The organism is Halomonas sp. AOP30-A1-24 (assembly GCF_052378165.1).
Lineage (GTDB): Bacteria > Pseudomonadota > Gammaproteobacteria > Pseudomonadales > Halomonadaceae > Vreelandella > Vreelandella citrativorans.
Window position 1 is genome coordinate 1 of sequence record NZ_JBQSXL010000005.1, and the last position, 24460, is coordinate 24460.

General features: G+C 53.9%; 18 protein-coding genes and 7 tRNA genes. 7 read left to right on the plus strand and 18 right to left on the minus strand.

The genetic code is table 11. The features are described from left to right. Positions 1-356: 356 nt before the first annotated feature. The 7 genes from ACT3TJ_RS03895 to ACT3TJ_RS03925 all read right to left on the minus strand — a co-directional run bounded on the left by ACT3TJ_RS03895 (position 357) and on the right by ACT3TJ_RS03925 (position 6648). A complete protein-coding gene (locus tag ACT3TJ_RS03895; RefSeq protein ID WP_444621825.1) occupies positions 357-2429 on the minus strand; it encodes a hypothetical protein in 2073 nt (690 codons plus the stop codon). Positions 2430-2720: 291 nt separating this feature from the next. Next, a tRNA-Ser gene (locus ACT3TJ_RS03900) sits at positions 2721-2808 on the minus strand. Positions 2809-2915: 107 nt separating this feature from the next. Further along, positions 2916-3419: a YiiD C-terminal domain-containing protein gene (locus ACT3TJ_RS03905; protein ID WP_444621826.1), complete on the minus strand. Its 504-nt coding sequence runs from the start codon at positions 3417-3419 to the stop codon at positions 2916-2918. Positions 3420-3433: 14 nt separating this feature from the next. Continuing rightward, positions 3434-3994: a nitroreductase family protein gene (locus tag ACT3TJ_RS03910; RefSeq protein ID WP_444621827.1), complete on the minus strand. Its 561-nt coding sequence runs from the start codon at positions 3992-3994 to the stop codon at positions 3434-3436. A gap of 47 nt (positions 3995-4041) precedes the next feature. Further along, complete coding sequence (gene queF, locus ACT3TJ_RS03915) at positions 4042-4875, minus strand: NADPH-dependent 7-cyano-7-deazaguanine reductase QueF (protein ID WP_444621828.1); 834 nt, start codon at positions 4873-4875, stop codon at positions 4042-4044. Between the two features lie 34 nt (positions 4876-4909). Beyond that, positions 4910-5683: an ABC transporter permease gene (locus tag ACT3TJ_RS03920; protein ID WP_444621829.1), complete on the minus strand. Its 774-nt coding sequence runs from the start codon at positions 5681-5683 to the stop codon at positions 4910-4912. Then, the gene (locus ACT3TJ_RS03925) at positions 5680-6648 is read right to left on the minus strand and encodes an ABC transporter ATP-binding protein (RefSeq protein WP_193054851.1); all 969 of its coding nucleotides are present in this window, start codon (positions 6646-6648) and stop codon (positions 5680-5682) included. The genes ACT3TJ_RS03920 and ACT3TJ_RS03925 overlap by 4 nt, the downstream gene beginning before the upstream one ends. Before the next feature lie 281 nt (positions 6649-6929). Here ACT3TJ_RS03925 and ACT3TJ_RS03930 point away from each other — a divergent pair, with 281 nt between their 5' ends. Further along, on the plus strand, positions 6930-8555 hold the full coding sequence (locus ACT3TJ_RS03930) for a methyl-accepting chemotaxis protein (RefSeq protein WP_444621831.1): 1626 nt from the start codon (positions 6930-6932) through the stop codon (positions 8553-8555). A 272-nt stretch (positions 8556-8827) separates the two neighbouring features. On the opposite strand, the gene ACT3TJ_RS03935 is transcribed toward ACT3TJ_RS03930, so the two are convergent. The 6 genes from ACT3TJ_RS03935 to ACT3TJ_RS03960 form a co-directional block, all read right to left on the minus strand. Further along, a tRNA-Gly gene (locus ACT3TJ_RS03935) sits at positions 8828-8902 on the minus strand. Between the two features lie 23 nt (positions 8903-8925). Beyond that, positions 8926-9001: transfer RNA gene (locus tag ACT3TJ_RS03940), tRNA-Glu, on the minus strand. Between the two features lie 23 nt (positions 9002-9024). After that, a tRNA-Gly gene (locus ACT3TJ_RS03945) sits at positions 9025-9099 on the minus strand. 24 nt (positions 9100-9123) lie between these two features. Then, positions 9124-9199, minus strand: a tRNA-Glu gene (locus ACT3TJ_RS03950). Positions 9200-9278: 79 nt separating this feature from the next. Further along, positions 9279-9353: transfer RNA gene (locus ACT3TJ_RS03955), tRNA-Gly, on the minus strand. 24 nt (positions 9354-9377) lie between these two features. Further along, positions 9378-9453: transfer RNA gene (locus ACT3TJ_RS03960), tRNA-Glu, on the minus strand. Between the two features lie 250 nt (positions 9454-9703). On the opposite strand from ACT3TJ_RS03960, the gene msrB reads away from it, so the two are divergent. From msrB to htpX, 4 genes are all read left to right on the plus strand, one after another. Next, positions 9704-10102 carry a peptide-methionine (R)-S-oxide reductase MsrB gene (gene msrB, locus ACT3TJ_RS03965; RefSeq protein ID WP_444621832.1) on the plus strand — a complete coding sequence of 133 codons (399 nt, stop codon included), beginning with the start codon at positions 9704-9706 and terminating at the stop codon, positions 10100-10102. 106 nt (positions 10103-10208) lie between these two features. Further along, on the plus strand, positions 10209-11162 hold the full coding sequence (ylqF, locus tag ACT3TJ_RS03970) for a ribosome biogenesis GTPase YlqF (RefSeq protein ID WP_172117167.1): 954 nt from the start codon (positions 10209-10211) through the stop codon (positions 11160-11162). A gap of 57 nt (positions 11163-11219) precedes the next feature. After that, on the plus strand, positions 11220-12512 hold the full coding sequence (locus tag ACT3TJ_RS03975) for a pyridoxal phosphate-dependent aminotransferase (protein ID WP_444621833.1): 1293 nt from the start codon (positions 11220-11222) through the stop codon (positions 12510-12512). Between the two features lie 92 nt (positions 12513-12604). Continuing rightward, positions 12605-13510, plus strand: coding sequence for a protease HtpX (gene htpX, locus ACT3TJ_RS03980; protein ID WP_172117168.1), 906 nt, complete (start codon positions 12605-12607; stop codon positions 13508-13510). Between the two features lie 62 nt (positions 13511-13572). Here the strand turns inward: htpX and pdxB are convergent, their stop codons facing one another. Beyond that, complete coding sequence (gene pdxB / locus ACT3TJ_RS03985) at positions 13573-14721, minus strand: 4-phosphoerythronate dehydrogenase PdxB (protein ID WP_444621834.1); 1149 nt, start codon at positions 14719-14721, stop codon at positions 13573-13575. A gap of 187 nt (positions 14722-14908) precedes the next feature. On the opposite strand from pdxB, the gene ACT3TJ_RS03990 reads away from it, so the two are divergent. Beyond that, positions 14909-15190 carry a hypothetical protein gene (locus ACT3TJ_RS03990; protein ID WP_018916661.1) on the plus strand — a complete coding sequence of 94 codons (282 nt, stop codon included), beginning with the start codon at positions 14909-14911 and terminating at the stop codon, positions 15188-15190. A gap of 16 nt (positions 15191-15206) precedes the next feature. Here ACT3TJ_RS03990 and ACT3TJ_RS03995 read toward each other — a convergent pair whose 3' ends face one another. Together ACT3TJ_RS03995 and rlmKL are read right to left on the minus strand one after the other, a co-directional pair. Continuing rightward, positions 15207-15542, minus strand: a complete 336-nt coding sequence (locus tag ACT3TJ_RS03995) for a glutaredoxin family protein (protein ID WP_193054847.1) — start codon at positions 15540-15542, stop codon at positions 15207-15209. A gap of 19 nt (positions 15543-15561) precedes the next feature. Further along, positions 15562-17784 (minus strand): bifunctional 23S rRNA (guanine(2069)-N(7))-methyltransferase RlmK/23S rRNA (guanine(2445)-N(2))-methyltransferase RlmL, encoded by a 2223-nt coding sequence (gene rlmKL, locus ACT3TJ_RS04000; protein WP_444621852.1) that lies wholly within the window; start codon positions 17782-17784, stop codon positions 15562-15564. A 325-nt stretch (positions 17785-18109) separates the two neighbouring features. Here rlmKL and rmf point away from each other — a divergent pair, with 325 nt between their 5' ends. After that, on the plus strand, positions 18110-18319 hold the full coding sequence (gene rmf, locus ACT3TJ_RS04005; protein ID WP_087106179.1) for a ribosome modulation factor: 210 nt from the start codon (positions 18110-18112) through the stop codon (positions 18317-18319). A gap of 81 nt (positions 18320-18400) precedes the next feature. On the opposite strand, the gene ACT3TJ_RS04010 is transcribed toward rmf, so the two are convergent. Together ACT3TJ_RS04010 and ACT3TJ_RS04015 are read right to left on the minus strand one after the other, a co-directional pair. Further along, the gene (locus tag ACT3TJ_RS04010; RefSeq protein ID WP_444621836.1) at positions 18401-19414 is read right to left on the minus strand and encodes a quinone-dependent dihydroorotate dehydrogenase; all 1014 of its coding nucleotides are present in this window, start codon (positions 19412-19414) and stop codon (positions 18401-18403) included. A 174-nt stretch (positions 19415-19588) separates the two neighbouring features. Continuing rightward, positions 19589-24412, minus strand: a complete 4824-nt coding sequence (locus ACT3TJ_RS04015; protein ID WP_444621837.1) for an NAD-glutamate dehydrogenase — start codon at positions 24410-24412, stop codon at positions 19589-19591. Positions 24413-24460 lie beyond the last annotated feature (48 nt).

Genomic DNA, 24460 nt, shown 5'->3' on the forward strand with positions numbered 1-24460 from the left:
AAAAACGTATGCAATGGTTACGGCACTGATTACTCAATAACTTTTGCGTAACCACATACATCGCCTGAAAATGATTGAACCGTTTTAATCCAGCCATAATAAATTTACCGGTCACTGCGTATGGCCGGTTTTTTGTTATAGCGTCATTTCTGTAGGTTAGGGGAAATCAGAAGAGACAGCCTACCGGCCAACAATTTTATTATTGCACTGAGTAGATGCTTTAACTTGCTGGTTTCGGCCAAAAGCGGTTTTTAAGGCGACGCTGATATAGCGCTTAAACACTTCAAACACCGGCTCGATGAAGTTGGCGGCTTTTTTGGAACAAAAATGTGGAAGCTTTATCAAGCCCGAGTGCCTTAACTTGTTGGGGTACATTCCGACGCATTGAGGATTTCATTCATGTCTTTGATGATCAAGCCTGATGTCATCTGCCCCCTCATGTCTACCTCAGGGTCAATAATGATAGATATACCATCAGACTTTAGTTCACTTACTAGCTTGTCGAAAGCTGTATCACTCTCAATGATTGATAACGTGTAATCTGGCAGTTCAATACCAGCTCTCTTCCAGTTAGTTAAGTAGCTTTCAAGGTTCAAAGGGGAAGAAATCATAATCATTGTTTCTTCTAAGACTATTGGTAGACCACTTTCCTTTTCTAAGAATATAACCAGAGGTGCATAAAAGTTATCAAAAGCACTGTATGCCTTGTTAATGGCATTTGTGAAAGTAGCTACTTCTGCACTTATGCATAATACGCAATCCTCATCCTCCGCTTTTTTCTTCATAGCAACAGAGTAGGTAGTAAATGCTTCAGACTTAGACGTGTAACAATGAGGATCTTTATTTTTTTTGCCTTCTTTGAACACGGTATTAAAAAATTCGCATTTTTCTTCTGCTCCAGCTAAAGTTTCTCTTACAACACGTCCTCTCTCATGAACATACCTAGAGCTACCATCCTCCAAATTTATTTTTACACAATATTTCCCCCTAGATATATTGCTGTAATCTGGCTTCCAATAGACTGGGTATGTATCTTTTGGCATGTTAGACATACCTGCAAAAAAGCCTTGCCCCTTGGAGACAGTGACATACCAAGTTTCGTAATCAAAATTTCTAATATGCGGATTTTCCCTAAAAAGGGCTGAGTCTATCAAGCCCAGTATTCGATCTATTGGCGAAAGGCAGTCATCGTGAGAAAAACCAACGTCGTGCTCAGCGTCACGCTCATCAATTTCTATATAAGGAGATTTGTCACCTGATATTGGGTCACCACAATGGACACACATTAAAGGGTTGGCTTTTTCATTAAATATATTCTGGCATAGTTCAGAGTGACTTAGCGATATCGGAGTCTTATCAAATTCTTCTTCAGAGTTTATTTGAAGCATGGCTAAATCTTTACCCTCAAATAATTCAGAATTACCAGCTATGTATCTCTCAGCCCCTGCATATGTAGAAGCACGAAACAATACATTCCATGTACTGCCATTCAGGAGCTCGACTTTATCATTGTAAAAATTAAGTCTTTTTCTTCCGTCATCTTCAAATCTAATTAACTCTACTATCATATAGTCATAATCTTTAACAAAAGACTCAATTACAAGCACCTCTCTACCAGAAAATAGAGAGCTTTTCGTTTCTATCTGAAACAGTTTTTTCTTGGCTATATCTTTATCGCTTTGTTTCAGATCCCCAACAAATCGACCCACTCGATCCTCAAGACCTTGCTTGTTTATTGAAGCCCTTTCTTTTGATAATGACAATCCTAAACTTATTAATGCTGACCACAATAATTCGGCAGAAACGACTGAATTTCCAGAAATTAAAATCATTACAGCTTTTTCAAGAGGCATTCCAGCTTCTACATCAATTACAGATATATGTATTCTTCTTAAAATATCTGCCTTTATATCCTCAGTTATTTCATTACCAGTAGAAATTAAATAGTGGCTATCTATAAGGTTGTTGAGCGTATCGTAGACACTTTGTTCAGATTGATTTAGCGGATTTTGAATAAACCCACGATCATTTAGCTTTATGCTTTCAGTGATTTTTCTTAGGTCGCGCGTTATTTTTGACGAGGATTTTGATGAGGTTGTAAGTACGAACTTATCATTATCAGAGGTTCCGCGAGAATACTGTTTGACGAACTGTTTAATAACCTTAGAGAATTCTGATTCTTCAGTTTGTGAACAGTTGATTGATCTTTTCGCTTGGATATATACCGTTCCCAGATCAGTTCTAACTACCAGGTCATCAATTGCTTCATCTGATTCAAATTGCAAGCTTTGAATTTTGGAGTTTCTTTCCATGCCTAGATCGTCAATAAAGGCTAAGTCCATTAGCATATGCGTCATAAAAAGAGCTGATATACGCTGCTGAAAATCAATTCCTGCATTTGTGGCTGCGCCACCTGCATTACTACTCATTAGTTGTCACCCTAAATTCAAATGCTATGAAACCCTAACAGCGTATTAGGCAGCGCGTTCTATGATTGAATAAACGTGCTGGCACTTTTCCCGGCACGTCCGCTCAGGGTCGCTATCAGACCCACATCGATAGCTCATGATTCTTAAGTTAACAGTAACGAAGCCAGCAAGCCTTGTCACCTTCGTATTGACGAAAACAAGACCAAGGTAGGCAAAGGTAAGAAGTCTGGGCTGCCAAATCCCAAACACAAAAAAGCCCGCTGATTGCTCAGCGGGCTTTTTCAAATTCTGTGGCGGAGGGGGAGGGATTCGAACCCTCGAAGCCTTTCGACTTACACACTTTCCAGGCGTGCTCCTTCGACCACTCGGACACCCCTCCACATTTTGGTTCAATCACTTAGGCTGTGCCTTTCGCGACAGAACGGCGCATATACTATGGTTTAAGCGGCCAAATAGCAAGCCTTTTTCAGAATCAGTGGCTTGCCATCAGGTATCGCTGCTCGATAACACCGCGTAGCTGCCGTGGGCTTCCAGGCAGAGCGCATCGCCACAGTAAAGCTGTTGGGTAAGCGCAATGCGGCCTTTGCCGCGCTCGGCCAGCTTCTTGGTGAGCTTCTCAACACCGTCAGGCTCTGCTGGCGTGCATACCAGGCGGTAATCACCCGTTACCGGGGCCAGAAAGCGCTGCGTGGCTTCAGCAACCACTACATCGCGCGCCATGCCCTGCTTGCGTAGCCATAGCGTTACCCAGCACCAGCCTTGCAGTGTGGTTTGCGCACTTAGCGCGCCACCAAAGCCGGTGCCTTTATCATTCAGGTTAGGTGCCAGGGCGAGCCGCCAAGTGAGCGATTGATTGTGCAGCGACATCTCTTCAATCCCCAGGGCGCCAACCATGGGGATTGCATCGCTTAGCCACTTTTGAAAGGCAGCTAGGTCTTCCTGGCCTTCGGGCAGCGGCAAGCGTGGGTGAGGCACACCGGGTTTGCGCATGGCGGTTGGTCTCCTTACGCCCAGCGCTCTACGAAGTCGGCCACGTTATGCGCAGGCAAAGGCTTGTGGCGCCCGCCCAGGTGTCCCAGGTAGATAAACGCGACGACTTCGTCATCTTCTCCCAGAGAGAGCCCTTTGCGTACCACGGGGTCAAAAGCGTACTTGCCGCTACGCCACATGGCGCCTAGTCCTTGCGCGTGGGCGGCCAGCAAAATGCCATGGGCGGCGCAGCCTGCGGAAATTACCTGCTCCATTTTGGGCACTTTGGGCAGGTCCGGCGTTACCTTGGCGATCACGGCGATAATCATCGGCGCGCGCAGCGGTTTTTTGCGCGCTGAATTTAGCGTGTCGTCATCGGCACCAGGGTCTTCCTGGAACTCGGCTTCGGCAAACAGCTCACCCAAGCGCGTACGCCCTTCCCCAGTGAACTCAATAAACCGCCAGGGGCGCAGCTCTTTGTGGTCCGGGGCGCGCAGGGCCGCTTGGTAAATTGCATCCATCTGCTCGGCAGTGGGCGCAGGCTCAACCAGCTTGCCCATTGAGCTACGGCTGTGCAGTAGCGTGAGTCCATCCATTTGGTTTCATCCTATCAATCAGTTAGGCACTACTGTAGCGCAGTCACTTACTGTCTTGCCAGACGCAGCGGGCTTGGCGGCGCAAGGCCCGGTGTGGCGCGCCAGGGGCTGATATCCAACCCGCCGCGGCGCACGTAGCGCGCCAACACCAGAAGCTCGGTAGGTTGGGCGTGCTGCATCAGGTCGGTGAAAATGTGCTCAACACAGTGCTCATGAAAATCCTGATGCTGACGATAGCCGATCAGGTAGCGCAGTAACCCTTCGCGATCCAACTTCGGGCCTTTGTAGCGAATCATGACGCTGCCCCAGTCGGGCTGGCCGGTCACCGGGCAGTTGGATTTAAGCAAATGCGAGTGCAGCGTCTCTTCTACAACCTCATCGCTTACCGCCAAATGGGCAGCGCTGGGCGTGTAATCACTTACTTCGATATCCAGGTCGTCCAGGCAGTCGCCGGGGAGCGGCTGTGGGGCAAGCTCAGCGTCTTCCACACCGAGCAGCTCCACGCTGACCGGTGCACCGGCTACCGCGCTTAGGTCACGCTGCAACGTTTCAAGCACTTCCTCGCGGCTTTCCATACGGGTTTGGTTAAAGCTGTTGAGGTAGAGCTTCCAGGATTTGGATTCGATCAGGCTGGGCGATTCAGCAGGCAGCCGAAAGCGGGCCACAGCCACGATGGGTTTGCCACGGGCATTCAGCCAGGAAACCTCAAACGCGTGCCACTCATCTTCCCCCACAAAGGGCAGCTTGCCCTCTTCAATCCCTAGCGGGGCGCGGTTGGCGGCGCGTGGGATGGGGAACAGCAGCCCGGCATCGTACTGCTCAGGGTAGGCGGATTCGCGCCCCAGGGGCGCGTGCTCTAAGGTATCGGGGCGGTGTGCCATAGGGTAACGCTCTCTTGATAAAACGGTCGTGCGGTTAACTACGAATGCCTTTGCCACGCTCCAGCATGGCCAGTGCCGCAAAAAACAGTACTACGATAAACCCCAAAATAGCCGCCAGCGCCCAGCCAACGGGAATGTCCGACACGCCCAAAAATCCATAACGGAAGACGTTCACCATATACAGAATCGGGTTGAGCATCGACACGCCCTGCCAGAAATTGGGCAGCATGGAAATGGAGTAAAACACCCCACCCAGGTAGGTCAGCGGCGTTAAAATAAAGGTCGGTACAATGGAAATATCGTCAAACTTGTTGGCCAGCAGGGCATTGATAAAGCCGCCGATAGAGAACAGCGCCGAGGTTAGCACCACCACCAGGATGGTTAAAAGCGGGTGCTCGATGGTTAAGCGTGTGAAGAATAGCGACACAATAGTAACGATCAGGCCCACGCCCAAGCCGCGCGCCATGCCACCGAGGATAAACCCGGCTAAAATCACCCAGTTGGGCATGGGAGATACCATTAACTCTTCGACCGAACGCTGAAATTTGTTCGAGAAGAAGCTGGAGGCCACGTTCGAGTAGCTGTTGGTGATGACCGACATCATGATCAGGCCGGGGACGATAAAGTCCATGTAGGAGAAGCCATCCATATCCCCTATGCGCGAGCCGATCAGGTTGCCAAAGATGATGAAGTACATCGCCATGGTGATCGAAGGCGGCAGCAGCGTTTGCGGCCAGATACGAGTAAAGCGTTTGATCTCTTTAAGTACGAGCGTCCATAGCGCGACGAGCGTTTGTGTTGCATTCATGCCTGCGTCTCCTTGTTGGGTTCGGCGCGCTGATCGATGGCTGTATTGCCCGCCTCTACCATTGACACAAACATCTCTTCCAACCGGTTAGCGCTGTTGCGCATGGAAACCACCTGCATGCCCTGCTCGCTTAATACACTGAACACATCGTTTAACTGCTGCCCGCGATGAATCACCAGCGAGAGTTGCGTCGGTTCGATCTGCTTGATCTCAAACCCTTCGATCACCGGCGGCGCCGTGACAGGCTCGGCGAGATCCAGCAGGAAGGTTTCGGTATTCAGCTCGGCCAATAGCTCGCGCACGCTGGTGTTACGCACAATTTCACCGTGATTGATGATGGCGATATTACGGCACAGGCTTTCGGCCTCTTCCAGATAGTGGGTGGTCAGAATGATCGTGGTGCCTTCATCCTGATTAATGCGGCGCATGTACTCCCACATGCTGCGGCGCAGTTCAATATCCACGCCCGCGGTGGGCTCATCCAGAATCAGTAGTTTGGGCCGGTGCATCAGCGCCCGGGCAATCATCAAGCGGCGCTTCATACCACCAGAAAGCATGCGAGCGTTGCCATTGCGCTTGTCCCACAGGCCCAGGTCGCGCAGTAACTGCTCGGCACGCGGCAGCGCTTCACGGCGCGTCATGCCGTAATAGCCTGCTTGCGCCAGCACGATATCAAGCACCTTCTCGAACTGGTTGAAGTTGAATTCCTGAGGAACCACGCCCAGCTGGTACTTGGCCTTGGCGAAGTCCTTGTCGATGTCGATACCAAAAATCGACACCTTGCCTTCAGACTTCTGCACCAATGAACACACCACACCCAGGGTGGTGGATTTACCCGCGCCGTTGGGACCCAACAAGGCAAAAAAATCGCCCTGCTGGACGTCGAGATCAATCCCTTTTAACGCGTGAAAGCCGTTGCCGTACACCTTGGTAAGGCCACGGATAGACAATGCCGGTTCGGCCATAAAGATGTCCTGTCAGCAAAAAAATAGGGGCACAAAAAATACGTGAGAAGCAACGATATCGGGGCATTCGGTCGTTTTTTCAAGCCAGCGTAACATGGCGCCTATGGCTATCTCGTTAAACCGCTAACAATCCATCCACTTTAATTAGTATTCGCGGCGTTTTGTCGCGCACGACACGCAGGCTAATACTTTAGTATTATTCGCGTGCCCTTTCGCTATTAATAGCACGGCACTCAAGGGAACACGTATTTTATAAACGAGAAAAAGCCATAGTGAGCACCATGATCGCCCAACCCCCTGTTACCTTTGCCCAACCAGGCGCTACTACCGAGCATTCAACGTCCGCCGCCCGACGCGGCCTGGCGGCGCTTCCCCTGCGCCGCCAACGGCTGATTGGCGTAGCCGTTTTATGGCTGATACTCGCCATCATGATTACGGTGAATGCCCTACAAAGCCGAACGCTGCTCTATCACGAGCGTGAGCAGCGCATGGTTACCGCCGTGGACATTGCCATTTCTACCCTTGAGCATTTTGATGAGCGAGCCAAGCGGGGTGAGCTCTCGCTTGATGAAGCCAAAACCCAGGCGTTTGAAGCCATTCGTGATGTGCGCTTTGGCGTCGATGATAACTACCTGTTTGCACTCAGCGGCGACCTGAAGATGCTTGCCCACCCCAAACGTCCGACGGGGCAGGATTTATCCCAGGTGACTGACCCCAAGGGCACGCTGATCTTTCCGTTGATCCGGGAAAGCGCCCGCGAGTCAGGCTACGGCTTTTCCGAGTACTACTCTAACTTCGCCCGCGGCAACGACAAAATGCCCCTGGTGCATACTTACACCGAAGCCTACGCCCCGTGGGATGTGTATGTTGCCAGCGGTATTTTTATGGGCGATATCAGCCAAACCATTATGGCCCAATTGACCAAAACCATTTTAGTCGGCCTGGTGGGCGGCATACTGGTAACGCTGGCCTTTTGGGGCATGATCTCGCTGATTCTGCGCCGTTTGGGTGGCGAGCCTGACTACGCGGCAGAGGTAGTAGCACGTATTGCCCAAGGCGACTTAACGGCAAGGGTTCGCCTGGGCGCTAACGATACCAACAGCCTGCTTTACGATATTCAGCAAATGCGTGACAAGCTGCATGCAACGATGCAGGAAATTCACGCCACCAGCACCGCAGTAGACCATGACTCTGGCGATATTGCCGCAGGCAATCAGGAGCTTTCATCACGCACCGAGCAGCAGGCAGCCGCCCTTCAGCAAACCTCTGCCAGCATGGAAGAAGTGACCGCGACGGTGCGCCAAAATGCCGAAAACGTGGAACAAGCCAAGGAACTTGTACGCAACGCAGGCGAAACCTCTCAGTTTGGCCAGCAAGCCATTGGCCAGGCTGTTACCTCCATGCAGGAAATTAGCGCTGAAGCCGCCAGAATTTCCGACATTGTTACCCTGATTGACAGCATTGCTTTCCAGACCAACATTTTGGCCCTTAATGCGTCGGTTGAAGCTGCCCGCGCGGGCGAGCATGGTCGAGGTTTTGCCGTGGTAGCCAGTGAAGTACGCCAGTTGGCTAACCGTTCGGCAACCGCCGCTCACGAGATCAAAACGTTGATTAACGCCTCCAATGCACAGGTGGATAACGGCGCCTCACTGGTGACGACCGCTAAAGAGCGGATGCAGCAGATTGACCAACAGATCCAACGCATCAATGACCTGTTCGCCGACATTACAGCCGCGACGCATGAGCAAACCCAGGGGATTGAACAGATCAACGTGGCCATCGCACAGCTTGACCAGTCAACCCAGGATAACGCCACTATGGTTCAGCAAACCGCCAACTCCGCCCACGACCTGAAACAGCGCTCACAGTCGCTTAGCAGCGTTGTAAATCACTTCACCCTCAGTTAAGCACTCGGCATTACCGGCTTACGCTCAGGCAGCACTGCCTGGGCGTAAGCCACCACTCAAAACGCGCCTCTAAAACACACGCACAGCAAAACGCCGCCAACAAGGACGGTAGATAGATAGCAATATGTATAACAAGAAGGAAAGGTAAAACAGGAAGGATAACGAAATGAGACTGTTTACATGGAGCGGGAAAAGAGATTCGACGGGACTGCCATCAGCCGGGCTGGCGTTCCAGCTCTCGACCCTTGCCGTGCTAGATAAGGCTGTTTACGTGGAGCGGGAAAAGAGATTCGAACTCTCGACCCTCGCCTTGGCAAGGCGATGCTCTACCACTGAGCTATTCCCGCAATGTAAACATGCACTTACTAGATGGCGTCCCATAGGGGGTTCGAACCCCTGTTACCGCCGTGAAAGGGCGGTGTCCTAGGCCACTAGACGAATGGGACGTATAAACATCTATTTTATTGATTGGAGCGGGAAAAGAGATTCGAACTCTCGACCCTCGCCTTGGCAAGGCGATGCTCTACCACTGAGCTATTCCCGCTTAATCAATTTCTCGCCATCGGATTGGCGTCCCATAGGGGGTTCGAACCCCTGTTACCGCCGTGAAAGGGCGGTGTCCTGGACCACTAGACGAATGGGACGTTTTGGAGCGGGAAAAGAGATTCGACCGGGCTGGCGTTCCAGCTCTCGACCTGCACTTGCTTAACCACACGACCAAATTGGAGCGGGAAAAGAGATTCGAACTCTCGACCCTCGCCTTGGCAAGGCGATGCTCTACCACTGAGCTATTCCCGCACTCCGATACCTTAACGATGTAATTGGCGTCCCATAGGGGGTTCGAACCCCTGTTACCGCCGTGAAAGGGCGGTGTCCTAGACCACTAGACGAATGGGACGTTTCATTGCCTCGTCGAGGTGGCGCGTATATTACTCAGAGCACGCATTTCTGTCAAGCCCTATGATATCGCTCTGCTTTCTATCTATACGCCAATCTCTTTCATTGCTACGACTTAACGCCCACTCAAGCGGGTGGCTACACCCTATTCACCTTCTGAACTCGGGTAAGTACCAGCTTTCTTAACTACGCTGTCTTAATTGAAAAGAGTACGATAGCCTGCAAGTCACAGAGGGCAAGGAGACACTAAAATGGCCAAAATTAAAAAATCCCCCGAGCAGTGGCGCGAACAGCTGACGCCTGAGCAGTACCGGGTTGCACGCGAGAAAGGCACCGAACGTCCTTTTACAGGTGACTACCAGGTAAGCGATGCTCAAGGCATTTACCACTGCACTTGTTGCCATGCACCGCTGTTTGAAAACGAGCACAAATTTGATGCGGGTTGTGGCTGGCCCAGCTTCGACAGGCCACTTGGCAGAAACTGCGTTGAAGAGCATAGCGATACCACGCACGGCATGGTGCGCACAGAAGTAGTGTGCTCTCACTGTGATGCCCACTTGGGGCATGTGTTTCCTGACGGGCCACCGGCGTCCACAGGGTTGCGTTACTGCATTAACTCGGTGTCGCTAGAGTTTCATCCTGACGAGTAAACGCTACCTCTAACCCCTTTAACGAATCGCAGCAAGGCGAGCGCCATCTGGTAGAATGGTTGCTCGCTTTTTTTATGCCCGTTTTTTGTGCTTGTAGGAGAAACTCATGCTCGGCTGGTTCCCCGGACATATGAACAAGGCCCGCCGCCAGATAAAGGATGCGCTGCCGGAAATTGACGTGGTCATTGAAGTACTCGACGCACGTCTGCCCTACTCTAGCGCCAACCCGATGCTGGCCGAGCTGACCCGCCATAAGCCAGTGCTGAAAATACTCTCCCGGGCGGACCTGGCAGACCCAGAGCGCACCGCGGAATGGGTGGCCTTTTTCGATGCCCAGGACGATACCCGGGCGCTCGCGATCACCACGACCAACACGCGTGAGTTAAAAAAGATTCCCAAACTTTGCCACGAATTAGCGGGTGACGTACGTGCTGACCGCGACGTTCGAGTGATGGTGATGGGGATTCCCAACGTGGGTAAATCCACCCTGATTAACGGCCTCGCTGGGCGTAAAATTGCCAAAACCGGTAACGAACCGGCGGTCACCAAGCGCCAGCAGAAAGTGCGTATTGATGGCCGCGTGGCGCTGATCGACACCCCCGGCGTGCTGTGGCCCAAGATTGAAGACCAGGCCAGCGCCTATCGGCTGGCGGCCAGCGGCGCTATTCGCGATACCGCCATTGAGTATACCGACGTGGGTATTGTTACCAGCGCCGAGCTTGCCAAGCGCTACCCGGACGAGTTGACCACACGTTACAAACTCAAAGCATTGCCCACGTATGAAGTGCCGGTCGATAATGACGTGGACGCTGACGGTCCGAAGAAACCTGATTTTCTGGCGATCGCCGGGTTTGATGGGCATGCCATCCTGAAAGAAATTGCCGGTAAACGGGGCGGCCTGCGCGCGGGTGGCGAGGTAGATTTACATCGTGGCGCCGAAGTGCTGTTACACGAACTGCGTGACGGCAAGCTTGGCCGTTTAACGCTGGAAACACCAGACGATATTCCGCCGCCCATTGTGCAAAACGACGAAGACAATCAGCCACTTTCCGACGCATAATGGATGAACCGACCGGCGCCGCCGCACGGCCTTTGGACACTTTTGGATAAATCACTCATGGAAACCTCTCAGCTTCAAACGCCTACTGAGCTTCAGGATACGGACTCACAAAACGCCGAGCCGTCAGCTACTGAACTCAAAAAATCTCACAAGCTCAATAACGTCTGCTACGACATCCGTGGCCCGGTCCTCGATCATGCCAAGCGGCTTGAGGATGAAGGCCAGCGGATTTTAAAGCTGAATATTGGCAACCCGGCGCCCTTTGGGTTTGAAGCACCAGAAGAGATTTTGCAGGATGTGATGCGCAACCTGCCCACGGCACAAGGCTACTGTGATTCCAAAGGCCTCTACTCGGCGCGTAAGGCGATCATGCAGGAGTGCCAGCGCAAGAAAATCCCAGGCGTTGGCATCGAAGATATTTACATCGGCAACGGCGTGTCCGAACTGATTGTGATGTGCATGCAGGCGCTATTAAACGATGGCGACGAAGTGCTGATCCCTGCCCCCGACTATCCACTATGGACGGCAGCGGCGCACCTTTCCGGCGGCCACGGCGTGCACTATAGGTGCGATGAGCAGGCCGACTGGACGCCGGACATTGCCGATATCCGCGCCAAGATCACCAGCCGTACCCGCGCGATTGTACTGATTAACCCCAACAACCCGACCGGCGCAGTTTATCCACCGGCCGTGGTGCGCGACGTATTGGCCGTGGCCAAAGAGCACAATCTGGTGGTGTTCTCTGACGAGATCTACGACAAGATCCTGTATGACGGCGTAGAACATACCGCGACCGGCGCTCTGGCCGACGATGACCAGTTGGTGATTACCATGAACGGGCTGTCGAAAAGCTACCGCTGTGCGGGCTTTCGCTCCGGCTGGATGACGATTTCTGGCACGATTGCCAAACAGCGCGCCAAGGATTTTATCCAGGGGCTAACCATGCTGGCCTCCATGCGTCTGTGTGCCAACGTGCCTGCCCAGCACGCCATTCAGACCGCACTGGGTGGCTATCAGTCGATCAATGACCTGATCCTGCCAGGTGGCCGTTTACTGGCTCAACGCGACATCACGGTGGAAAAGCTCAACGCGATTCCTGGCGTTTCCTGTGTCACGCCCAAGGGCGCGCTCTATGCGTTTCCTCGTTTGGACCCCAAGGTCTTCAATATTCAAGATGACCAGAAGCTGGTTCTTGATTTGCTCCTTCAAGAGAAAATTCTACTGGTTCAAGGCACGGCGTTTAACTGGCCAGAACCTGATCATGTGCGCATTGTGACACTGCCCTGGGCGGATCAGCTGGGCGACGCCCTGGACAGGTTCGGTAATTTCTTGTCCCGCTACCGTCAATAACGTGCGCTGTGACTTGAAACTGCCACGACGTGTACGTATCTAAGCAAGCATTCTAGTAACGCTTTACCGTCCTCTTAGGGAGAACCTGCACCATGATGCGAATTGTGCTGTTTTTAGCCACCAACCTGGCGGTACTGCTTGTCGCCAGTATTACGCTGCGCCTGTTTGGCGTTGAGGGTTATTTACGCAGCCAAGGAATCAACTTTACCAGCCTGCTGATTTTCTGCTTTATCTTCGGCATGGTCGGCTCGCTGATCTCGCTGTTTATTTCCAAGTGGATGGCGAAACGCAGTACCGGCACGGTAATTATTGAGTCGCCTTCCAACGCCACCGAGCAATGGCTTGTCGATACCGTGGCTGAACTTGCCCGCGAGGCCGGCATTAAGACGCCGGAGGTGGGCATCTTCCCCGCCCAGCAGTCAAACGCGTTTGCCACCGGCTGGAATAAAGATGACGCTTTGGTGGCGGTTTCCGCCGGGCTGTTAAACCGGATGCGCCCCGACGAAGTGCGCGCAGTGCTTGCCCACGAAATTGGCCACGTCGCCAATGGCGACATGGTCACGCTGGCGCTGATTCAGGGCGTAGTGAACACCTTTGTGATGTTCTTTGCCCGTGTGGTGGCGCAGTTGGTGGATGGCTTTCTTAAAAGCCGCAGCGGCGGCGAAGGTGGCCTGGGCTTTATGGGTTACTTCGCGGTCGTGATTGTCGCAGAAATTGTGTTCGGGATTGTGGCGTCGGCTATCGTTGCCTGGTTCTCGCGCTATCGTGAATACCGTGCCGATGAGGCCGGTGCTCGGTTAGCAGGGACAGGCTCCATGGTGAATGCCCTGGCCCGCTTGAAAGCGGAAACAGAAATGCCGGACCAAATGCCCGACACCCTACGCGCCATGGCGATCACCAAAGGCCAAACACGCTCGCTGGTAGAGCAACTTTTTGCCAGCCACCCGCCGTTGGATGACCGTATTCGTGCGCTAAAAGAAGCCGCTTACCGTCAATAAACAACATCCGCAACGTATTTAGTCGCAACAGGCCCGCTAAGCGGGCCTGTTCTTTTTACGCGTCAGGATAACCGCGAGACGTGAAAGCCCGCGGCACTCAACGGCGCTTCAAGATCAACCGCACTGCCTGATAACTGCACGTTCAGCGTGGCAAATTCACGGCGCAGTGGATAATTGGCTCGGCAGGTATCAAAGCCCTGCTTGATACCCTGTACAAGCGCCTGGCGCTGCAGGCTGTCGTGGTCTCGGCGCACGTCATACACGGCACGCATGCACACACGCAGTGCATCCTCGACCGACAGTGCGTCCTGCAAATGCAATGACGCCAACGCTGGCAGCGGGCAAATATCGGTAAACGCATCATGGTTGGGAGTACCAAGATGGCTGGCTAACGCTTGCTGAATCATCCAGGTACCGCGCAGCTTGCCGTCCAGGCTGTGCCCAGCAATATGCGGCGTGGCAAGTGCCACCAGGTCGCGCAGCCCTGCGTCAATGTCCGGCTCGCTCTCCCACACGTCCAGCACGGCGGTAATATCGCCTTTACCCGCTAACCGACCACGCAGCGCTAACCCATCAACACAGTCGCCCCGCCCGGCGTTTAGCAATACCGTGCCAGGCGCTAATTCATTGATGCGCTGAGCATTCAGCAGCTGATACGTGGCGTGCGGCCCATCTGTCACCAGCGGCGTGTGCAGGCAGAGAATATCGCAACGATCGATCAGCGTATCCAGCGGCTCAAAGCCCTGCTCGCCCTCCTGCTCTGCTCTGGGTGGGTCACAGGCAAGTGTGTTGACGCCCAGCGCATTAAGGCGGGCAAGTAAGCGGCTGCCTACATTGCCGACGCCCACAATGCCCACCGTTTTTGAGAGCAGCGACCAGCCATCGCGCTCAGCCAGCGTTAGCAAGCTGCTGAGCACATAGTCCACCACCGCTTCGGCGTTGCAACCAGGCGCGCTTGCAAAGGTAATACCGCGCTCGGCCAGGGCGGCGTGATTAACATGGTCGGTGCCAATCGTACAGGTACCGACAAAGCGTACAGCGCTGTCTGCCAATAGTGCGGCAGTGACCTGGGTGATGGAGCGCACAATCAGCGCATCCGCGTCTTTGACGTGTGCCGCGCTTATTTCACGCCCTGGCAGATGGGTGATCGAGCCAAAATCACCAAAGCAGCGTTCGGCGGCGGGTATATTGGCATCTACAGTCAGCTTCACAACGTGATCCTTTTAGTCCGCAGGACAGGCAAGCCTCTCCACAGAAAAACGCTTCATAAGCAAAGATAGGCGTTTGCGATAACGCGCTTTACAATACCGTCCGCCGCATCAAATTGGAAAAGAGTATTCAGGACAAGGAGTGCCTAATGGGCAAGCCAGTGTCAAGAACAACCGTGGGAGTAAGCTTGTGATCGTAAGGTGGGAAACCGACCACGACTATGTGCTGGTTCATATTCACCAGGATATGTTTGGCGACTGGATTTTTAGTCGCGCCTGGGGGCAAATCGGCACGCAGTTTGGCGGCTTAAAACATCAACTGGCCGACACGCTTGAGCAGGCTCAGATGTGGCTGGAAGATGAGACGACCATTCAAAAGTCACGCGGGTTTCATAAAGTACTGGACGTTGATGACCATACTCCAGAAGGCCAGGAAGCGATGCGCCAGCTTTCGCTGCTTGACCTGCTTTAAGTGCCCCAGTAAGTCATCACTCACCCAGAAAACGCCGCCCGTTGCGAACATAACGCCCTTTTGGCGGCGCTTCATCAGGTTGCATCAGGCGTGTTAGCGCGTGCTCACTTAGCCAGCCGCGCTGACGCAACCAAGCGCTTAAGCGCTCTACCTCAAAACCGCGTATCAGCTCATGCCCCTGGCTATCCGCCACAACCGGAATAAGCTCGCCATAGCGCGCTAGTAACTCCGGACAATCACTGATTTCAATGCGTTGCAGCGCCACCGGTTGATTAGCAAGCGCTGCCAGCAGGCCTTCCAGCTGGGCGCACAGATGGCAACCCAGCGTGGTGTAGAGCGTAAGCGAGATCACCGCTGCAAGCCCTTACGCCCTAGCTGCGGTGACGCAGCAGGAACACGTGATGCATATTGGTGCGCCGCTGAAAGTCAGGGTCGAAGGTACGCGAGGTAACCTCCTCCACCGCATAACGCTCGCTAAGTGCATCATCAAGCTTGAAGCGACGCTGATTATTCGAAAACACCAGCGTTCCGCCAGGCGCGAGGCGCGCCATGGCAAGTTCGACCAACCGTGGGTGGTCGCGCTGTACGTCGAGCGTATCGCGCATTTTTTTCGAGTTGGAGAACGTCGGCGGATCCATAAAGATCAGGTCAAACTCGGCGTTAGCGGTTTCCAGCCAGCGGAAACAGTCATCACGCACCACGCGATGCAGGCGCAGGTCGAGTTCGTTCAGCGTAAAGTTGTCTTTTGCCCACTCAAGGTAGGTATTGGACATATCCACGCTAACGCTGTCGCTGGCGCCGCCCAGCGCGGCTTGCACCGTGGCCGTGGCGGTATAGCAAAACAGGTTTAAGAAGCGCTTGCCGCTGGCCATTTCACCCAACATGCGGCGCACTGGCCTGTGGTCCAGGAACAGCCCGGTATCCAGGTAGTCACGCAGGTTAACCCACAACCGCGCATCGCCTTCGCGCACGTCAAAACGCTCGCCACTGGCATCACGCTTCTGGTACTGGGCGGTGCCGGTTTGCCGCTCACGACGCTTGATATACACCTTGCTGGAGTCAACGCCCAACGCATCAGGCAACACTTCCAAGGCGTCAAACAGGCGTTTTTGTGCCTGAGCCGGGTTGATCGAGCTCGGTGCGGCGTACTCTTGAACGTGTACACGGTCACCATAGCGGTCAATCGCCAGCGCAAACTCAGGCATGTCGGCATCATAGAGCCGGTAGCAGGTTTCTCCGCTCTGCTTTAACCATTTTTTGAGGCGCTTCTGGTTTTTGACCAGACGATTGGCAAACATCTGGGCGTTTTCGGACACAGCACGCGACGCTTGCTGTGGAGCAGCTTGCCTAGCAGCAGGCGCTTGATCGGCAGGCGGCCCTTCTGCCTGAGCATCATTATTGGCAACTGACGTGCCGATATCCATCAGCAGCAGCTTGGCATCCAGCGCACCATTTTTTAACGCATACTGCTTGTGCGCGCGCAGCCCCAAACGGTGGCCCAAGTCGGGGTTGCCGGTAAACATTGCCAGCGTCCAACCTGGAAACAGCGCCTTGGCTTTTTCGCCCAGTTGGGCGTAAAGGCGTACCAGTTCGGGAAGTTCCCCCAACCGCTCGCCGTACGGCGGGTTGGTGATCAACAGCCCACTTGTTGCCGTGAGCGTCTCGGGCCGGGTTAGCTGAGCAAGGCTTTGCCCGTGCAGGGTAATCAGCGCTGGAATGCCTGCGCGCATCGCGTTGGTTTTCGCCGCAGAAAGCGCGGCTGGGCTTTGGTCAAAGCCCAGCAGCTGCGTTTTACACCGCTTACGGCCAATAGAAGCACGCGCTTCGGCCTCGCGCTTTTGCTCAAGCCAGAGCGCTTCATCGTGCCCGGCCCAGCCCTTGAAGCCAAAGCGTTCGCGGTCCAGGTTAGGCGCCTGGTCGGCGGCCATTAGCGCCGCTTCAATCAGCAGCGTGCCCGCGCCACACAGTGGGTCGATCAACGGCTCGCCAGCCTTGGCTCGCTCGGGCCAGCCCGCGCGTATGAGTAGCGCGGCCGCCAGGTTCTCTTTCAGCGGTGCATGGCCTACATCGCGACGATAGCCGCGGCGATGAAGACTCTCGCCCGAGAGGTCAATACCAATCGTGAGATTCGCCCGGTGCAAATGTGCGTACAGGCGCAAGTCGGGCGTTTTAGTATCAATGGATGGCCGCTCTTGCCCGGCAAGCTGCAACGAATCTACCACGCCGTCTTTCACCGTTTGCGCGCCAAACCGGGTATGACGAATGTGGTCGCTGCGGCCATGAAAATCTACGGCCAGGGTTTTGCCCACAGCCAAATGCTGGGTCCAGGCAATGTGGGCAACGACATCGCGTAACTGCTCGGGCGTTTCAATCATCGGCTCGCGAACGAGCTGCAGGATTATCCGGTTGGCAAGCCGTGACCACAAACATACACGGTAGGCGATGGCTTGGCTGGCGGTGAAGTACACGCCTGCCACTGTGGTCTTTCCAGGCGTCGCGCCTAGCGCTGCCAGCTCATCGGCCAGCAGGCCTTCAATGCCTTTCGGGCAGGTCGCCAACAGGTTCAAGGGGGCGTTTTGACTCGTTTCGGTCATAGTCATGGCAGCGCGTAACCGCGCGATATTCCTATATATGGCAAATGTATTTACATCTTATGACAATTTGGGGGTCGACAAGTGCCCCCATCTTGATCTAAGAATAAGAGAGTAGCTACTAAAAACGCATGCGTTGCTTGTCCAGGCCATTTATGACCTATGGCTTGTTTGGGGCGCCGCTTGGTCGGTTCAGCACGTGAGTGCTAGACAAAAGTACCATGCTGGCTGCCTGCTCTTGAGGTTAGCTCTCGAAATAGGAGCCTGACGCCACTAAGGCATAGTGCACTATTTCTTATTAAAGGCTTTCATGAAAAGAGGTTAGCCAATGAAACGACAAAAACGTGACCGCTTCCAGCGGGCTTATGTTCACGGGTACAAAGCAGGTGTTATCGGCCGCTCCCGTGATGAATGTCCCAGTCAAGATGTTAATTTACGCGAGTACTGGATGAGCGGTTGGCGTGAAGGTCGCGGAGACCAATGGGACGGTATGACCGGCGTTTCCGGTATCCACAAGAATCCCATGGTCATGACCTAACCGGTTATAACTTCCTTAATCTACATTTTGGAACATGGAGCCCGCTTAAAAGCGGGCTTTTTAGCATCAAAGCCTCGCGAATTACTGCGTTTTTAGCGCGCTGGCACATTCGTTCACAAGCGCTGGGCCTTGGTAAATTAGGCCTGAATAGAGCTGAACCAAATCAGCACCCGCCGCAATTTTGGCTTTTGCGGTTTCACCGCTATCAATACCGCCTACGCCAATAATCGGTAGCGTTGGCAGATGCTGACGCAGTAGACGAATAATCACGTTAGAGGGTTCAAAAACGGGTTTTCCCGATAGCCCTCCCGCCTCTTCTGCCTGAGGGTCACTCTTGACCGCTTCACGGGAAACGGTCGTGTTGGTCGCAATGACGCCGTCCAGTTCATTGCGAGCAATACTACCGGCCACGAGCGCGACTTCCTCTTCGCTCATATCCGGGGCGATTTTAATAAGTAGCGGTACCTTGCGTTTTGCTTCAGCATCCAGCAACCGGCTACGCTCACGTATTGGCCCTAATAACGCATCCAGCTGCTCACCAAACTGCAGCGTACGCAGCCCCGGCGTATTGGGTGAAGAAATATTCACAGTAATATAATCAGCGACCGGGTGAACGGCATTCAGGCAGGCTAAATAGTCCTCCAGGGCGTTTTCAACCGAGGTGGTTAGATTTTTGCCGATGTTAATGCCCACCACGCCTTGATAGCGGCGCTTTTTCACCTGCTCAATTAAGTGCTCAACCCCTTTGTTATTAAACCCAAAGCGGTTAATGATGGCGCCATGGCTCGCCAAACGGAACAAACGCGGCTTGGCGTTACCCGGCTGTGCCTTGGGCGTCACCGTGCCCACTTCAACAAAACCAAAACCCAGCGCGCCGAGCGCATCCAGGTGATCAGCATTTTTATCAAGCCCCGCAGCAAGCCCCACGCGATTAGCAAAGCGCAACCCCATCAGCTCAACAGGATCCTCGATTGGCTTGCCCACCCAAGGGCGTACACCGCCCACGCGTTGTAATGCGTCTAACGCCCCCAGCGCCAACCCGTGTGAGGTTTCGGGGTCAATACGAAAGAACAGCGAGCGCGCGAGTGAATACATCGACAGAGTCTCTCCAGGAGAATGGGCGGCGCAGAGTATAGCGCATCCTGCCCTTTTAGCGCACCGCGCTTGCGCTTAACCAGAAGCCACGCACAAAAAAACCGTGCCTGAGTTATCTCAGGCACGGTTACTTCTTACAGCAAGTATGCGTTGTGTTAGCGCACGCTTAGGCGGTTATGCTTCGCTATCGCTTTCTGCAAGGTCCACCAGTTCGCGTACGGCGACGGCAAACAGCGCAAACCCACCTTCACTACCGCTACGCACCTCATCAATCAAACGGCACCAGCGGCGGTGCAGGTCAGCATGCTGCTCAAGCCACTGGTCCACACGCTCCTGAGTATCGCGGCTACCGGCTTCCAACTTCAGTACGCTGGTGGTTAAGGCCAATTGCTGGCGGTCGATATCATCCCGGAACGTTTCCCGGGCCTGCACCTGCCATGCGTCACGCACACCGAGCTGCGTTACCTGTTGGCTCATCCAGGGAAGCTCCAAACGGCTGCCAATTTCGTAAAACACTTCGGCGACGCGCTGGGGCTTCTCATTGGTAACCCGTGCCGCCTGAATGATCCCCAACCCGGCATACAGGCTAGGCGCGGCGGCAACGGTAGAGGCCAGTGCTTCCGGCACGCCCGCTTCCTGAAGCTCATCCCGACGCTGGCGCCAGGCATCAAGCTCTTCGCCGCTTAACAGTTCGCCCATCTCTTCTTGCAACTGCGCCAACCGAGGCGCGAAGTACTCAATGGCATCCTGAGTCGAAAGCCCCATGTGTTGGCGCAGGAACCAGCGTGTCGAGCGGCGGATCAGGCGCATCAGGTCCAGCATCATGGAGTGCTGCACGTCGCTGGGGATCTGGTTATCCAGGTCTTCAATCTGTGCCCAAAGTGACAGCAGGTTGAAGCTATCCCGCGCGATGACATAGTTACGTGCAATATCTGCCCGACCGGCGCCAGTAGAGTCGCGTAGCCGACGGACAAACACGACACCCATGTGATCAACCAAGTCATTCGCGACTTGCGTTGCCACAATTTCACGCTTCAGGCGGTGTTCATACATCTCGGTCTGGTAGCGCTCTGTCAGCACAGACGGGAACAGCCGCTCAAGATGGCGGTGGATATACGTATCATCGGGCACATCGGAGGTGATCAGGTCGTCTTTTAGCGTGCTCTTGGCGTAGGAAATCAGTACCGAAAGCTCCGGCAAGCGCATGCCCTGCTGATTGGCGGCGCGCTCTTTTAAGGTCTCATCGGTGGGCAGGAACTCAAGCTCACGATCAATCTGCCCGGCAGACTCCAGCTCGCTGATAAAGCGGCGGTACGGTCCGATGCCTTGGCATGACAGTATCTCGGAGAGGTCCAGCGCCTGAGCCTGACGGTAGTTATCAAGAATCACCAAGTCGGCAACTTCATCGGTCATTTCTGCCAGCAAGTCGTTGCGCTGCTTGTCGGTCATGTCGCCGCGCTTCACCACATCATCGATCAATATTTTGATATTGACCTCGTGATCAGAGCAGTTAACGCCACCTGCGTTATCAATAAAGTCAGTGTAAACGCGCACACCTTTGGCCGCGGCTTCCATTCGGCCACGTTGAGTCATCCCCAGGTTGCCGCCTTCGCCCACTACGCGGCAGTTAAGGTCTTCGCCATTAATGCGCAGCGCATCGTTAGCTTTATCGCCGACATCGGCATCGGTTTCATCCGAGCTTTTCACGTAGGTGCCGATACCGCCGTTCCAGACCAGGTCGACCTTTGACTGGAGCATGGCGCGAATCAATTCATTCGGCGACAGGTGCTCTTCCTGAATACCAAAGACCTGCTGCATTTCCGGAGTAATCGCGATGGACTTGGCGCTGCGGTTAAAGATACCTCCGCCCTGCGAAATCAGCTCAGCACTGTAATCCTCCCAGCTGGAGCGCGGCAGGTTAAATAGCCTTGTACGCTCGGCAAAGGCCGCATCAGCCTCAGGATTGGGGTCGACAAAGATATGCAAATGGTTGAACGCACCCACCAGCTGAATCTTGTCGGAAAGCAGCATGCCGTTACCAAATACGTCGCCCGCCATATCACCAATACCAACGACGCTAAACAGGTCCCGCTGGGTATCTACGCCGAGGTTTTTAAAGTGACGTTTAACCGACTGCCAGGCACCACGCGCGGTAATGCCCATTTTCTTATGGTCATATCCGTTCGCCCCGCCGGAGGCAAACGCATCCCCTAGCCAGTGGCCATACTCGATAGAGATTTCGTTGGCGATATCCGAGAATGTTGCCGTTCCTTTATCGGCGGCAACCACCATGTAGACATCGTCTTCGTCGTGGCGCACCACGTTTTTAGGCGGAACAACGTCGCTGCCATCCAGATTATCGGTCACATCTAACAGCGCACGGATAAACGTTTTATAGCAAGCAATGCCTTCGTTCTGCTTCGTTTCGCGGTCAGCATTTTCAGGCATGCGCTTACATACAAAACCACCCTTGGCGCCTACCGGCACGATCACCGCGTTTTTGACCTGCTGCGCTTTTACCAGCCCCAGCACTTCGGTACGGAAATCTTCATGGCGGTCAGACCAGCGCAAACCACCGCGGGCTACTTTGCCACCGCGCAGGTGGACACCTTCCACGCGTGGCGAGCAGACAAAAATCTCGAACATCGGCCGTGGCTTGGGCATTCCGGTGACTTTGGAAGGCTCAAGCTTAAAGGCGATGTAATCTTTAAAGCGGCCGTCTTCAGCACGCTGGTAGTAGTTGGTGCGCAGAGTTGCCTGAATAAGCTCCATAAAACGACGTAACAGTTGGTCATCGTTTAGGCTGGCAACGGCTTCCAACTGCTCATTAAGCCGCGTGATGCACTCGTCAGTATCGTGTGAGTCCAGCGCAGGATCAAAGCGCAGACGGAACATTTCCACCAGTAACTGAGTAATGGCCGGGTAGTTGGCCAAGGTCGCGGCAATGTAGTTTTGAGACATGCCAAAGCGGATTTGCTTGAGATAACGTGCGTATCCACGCAGCATGGCGACTTCGCGCCAGTCCAGCCCTGCCGCAATAATCAGCCGGTTAAAGGCGTCGTTATCCGCTTCGCCCGCCCAAATACGTTTAAACGCTTCACTGAAGGTTTCGCGCATTTCACCCAAGCTGACATCTTTATTACCGTGCTCAAGCTCAAAGTCGTGAATCCAGTAATGCTGCTGCGGCGCACTAATGTCGTAGGGGCGCTCACTAATAACCCGAAGCCCCAGGTTCTCCATCATGGGCAACACATCAGACAGCGGGATCGGCGAACCACGATGGAAAAGCTTCAGGTTTACGCCACTGCCCTGCTCTTCCAGCGGCCGATAAAGCGACAGCGACAGCGCCTCTCCGCTATCCAGTGCCAGCAAGTGCTGTATATCGAATACTGCGGTGCGCGCATTGAAGTCTTCGCGATAGCTTGCCGAGAAGGCGCTTTGGAACTGCTCCATCTGATGATTGGCGCGCTCTTCTCCAAAACCCTCAATCATCGCGGCCATCAGCTCGTCGCGCCAGCTGCGTGCCAGGCGGGCAACCTTGCTTTCCAAGCGTTTAAGGTCGTACTGGCTGGGTGCATCGCCGTTAAAGCGTAGAATCAGTTGAATACGCGCCAGAACCGACTCTGACAAGTAGGTATTAAAATCGCCAAAGTGCGCGTCAAGCTCGTCACACAACAGGTTTTGAATGCGTTGACGCAAATCGGTTGAAAACACATCGCGAGGCACAAACACCAGGCACGAGTAGAACTTGCCGCTAACATCGGCACGGATAAACAGGCGTACCTGGCGGCGTTCCCGAATATCAAGAATGCCCAGCGCCGTATGCGCTAGTGAATCCGTACTGATCTGGAACAGGTCATCGCGGGGATAAACTTCAAGCACCTGTAGAAGCTGCTTACCGTTATGCCCTTGGGGGTTAAACCCGGCGATATCCGAGACAGCTTTTAGTTTACGGCGCAGCAGCGGAATATTGCGCGGCGACTCGTTGTACACCGTCGAGGTGAACAAACCAAAGAAACGACGCTCGCCAATCACATTGCCGTCGTCGTCGTAGCGGTCAACGGTGATGTAGTCAGGATAGGTCGGGCGGTGTACCCGCGAGTGGTGGGCGCTTTTGGCAAACGAGAGCAATTGGGGCACCAGTTCATAATTGCCGTGTTCGTCAATGCCCTCTTCGGCACGAATGCGCTCATCGTAGCGTGGATCGTCCAGGCGGAAGACCCCAAGCACGCTATTCGGGTCGCGCTGCAGCTCATCGCCTTCCAACAGGTATTCGTCATACCCCAGGAAAGTGAAATTATCCTTAACCAGCCACTCTAAAAAGGCGATGGCCTCTTCGTGGTCGTCCGGGTCGATTTGCGGGGGGCAGTTCTTTTCAAGCTCTTGGATCGCAGCGGTGATCTGACGGGTAATCGCGTCGTAGTCATCAACCGCGGTACGTACATCACGCAGTACTTGATAGAGCTTTTTCTCGATATTCGACAGCGCGTCAGGATCCGTATGACGATCAACCTCGATAACGATGAGCGACTCACGCGCCTCTGGGGCGTTGGCATCACGAGGTGAGGTCAGCGTTTGCAGTTGATTCTGCTCATTGCGGGCCACAGCAAATACGGAATTTTGGATCGCATGGACGGTAAGCCCTTGGCGATTCAGTTCAATGCGTATCGAGTCGACCAAAAAAGGCATGTCTTCATGCAGTACCGCCACAAAGGTATGCGTCGACTGCCAACCATGCTCTTCAAAGTCAGGGTTGAAAACGCGCACTTTAGGGCGCTTCGCATCGTGGTGCTGTAAAAACTGCCAAATGGATAATGTGGCGCCGTAAAGATCGTCCAGGCGGCGATCAACAAGATCCTCTAACGGCACGCTCGCGTAAAAACGTCGTGCAAACGCCTCTATCGCCGTTGCTCGCTCCGGTTCCAGCCGCGCTTCCAAGCGCTCAAATAGCTGCTTCAAAAGGTCTTGCCGACTCTCTTCACTCGCAACGTATTGCATCCATCACCTCGACTGCCGGAAAAAACGTGGAACGATAGGCCTTTAGGC

Excerpts from the sequence above, each read along its gene's own strand:
- rmf (WP_087106179.1), top strand. The coding sequence starts at position 18,110 with ATGAAACGACAAAAACGTGACCGCTTCCAGCGGGCTTATGTTCACGGG.
- ACT3TJ_RS03920 (WP_444621829.1), bottom strand. The coding sequence starts at position 5,683 with ATGAATGCAACACAAACGCTCGTCGCGCTATGGACGCTCGTACTTAAA.
- htpX (WP_172117168.1), top strand. The coding sequence starts at position 12,605 with ATGATGCGAATTGTGCTGTTTTTAGCCACCAACCTGGCGGTACTGCTT.
- ACT3TJ_RS03930 (WP_444621831.1), top strand. The coding sequence starts at position 6,930 with ATGATCGCCCAACCCCCTGTTACCTTTGCCCAACCAGGCGCTACTACC.
- ylqF (WP_172117167.1), top strand. The coding sequence starts at position 10,209 with ATGCTCGGCTGGTTCCCCGGACATATGAACAAGGCCCGCCGCCAGATA.
- ACT3TJ_RS03910 (WP_444621827.1), bottom strand. The coding sequence starts at position 3,994 with ATGGATGGACTCACGCTACTGCACAGCCGTAGCTCAATGGGCAAGCTG.
- ACT3TJ_RS03895 (WP_444621825.1), bottom strand. The coding sequence starts at position 2,429 with ATGAGTAGTAATGCAGGTGGCGCAGCCACAAATGCAGGAATTGATTTT.
- queF (WP_444621828.1), bottom strand. The coding sequence starts at position 4,875 with ATGGCACACCGCCCCGATACCTTAGAGCACGCGCCCCTGGGGCGCGAA.
- rlmKL (WP_444621852.1), bottom strand. The coding sequence starts at position 17,784 with ATGACCGAAACGAGTCAAAACGCCCCCTTGAACCTGTTGGCGACCTGC.
- ACT3TJ_RS03905 (WP_444621826.1), bottom strand. The coding sequence starts at position 3,419 with ATGCGCAAACCCGGTGTGCCTCACCCACGCTTGCCGCTGCCCGAAGGC.
- msrB (WP_444621832.1), top strand. The coding sequence starts at position 9,704 with ATGGCCAAAATTAAAAAATCCCCCGAGCAGTGGCGCGAACAGCTGACG.
- ACT3TJ_RS04015 (WP_444621837.1), bottom strand. The coding sequence starts at position 24,412 with ATGCAATACGTTGCGAGTGAAGAGAGTCGGCAAGACCTTTTGAAGCAG.
- ACT3TJ_RS04010 (WP_444621836.1), bottom strand. The coding sequence starts at position 19,414 with ATGTATTCACTCGCGCGCTCGCTGTTCTTTCGTATTGACCCCGAAACC.
- ACT3TJ_RS03925 (WP_193054851.1), bottom strand. The coding sequence starts at position 6,648 with ATGGCCGAACCGGCATTGTCTATCCGTGGCCTTACCAAGGTGTACGGC.
- ACT3TJ_RS03975 (WP_444621833.1), top strand. The coding sequence starts at position 11,220 with ATGGAAACCTCTCAGCTTCAAACGCCTACTGAGCTTCAGGATACGGAC.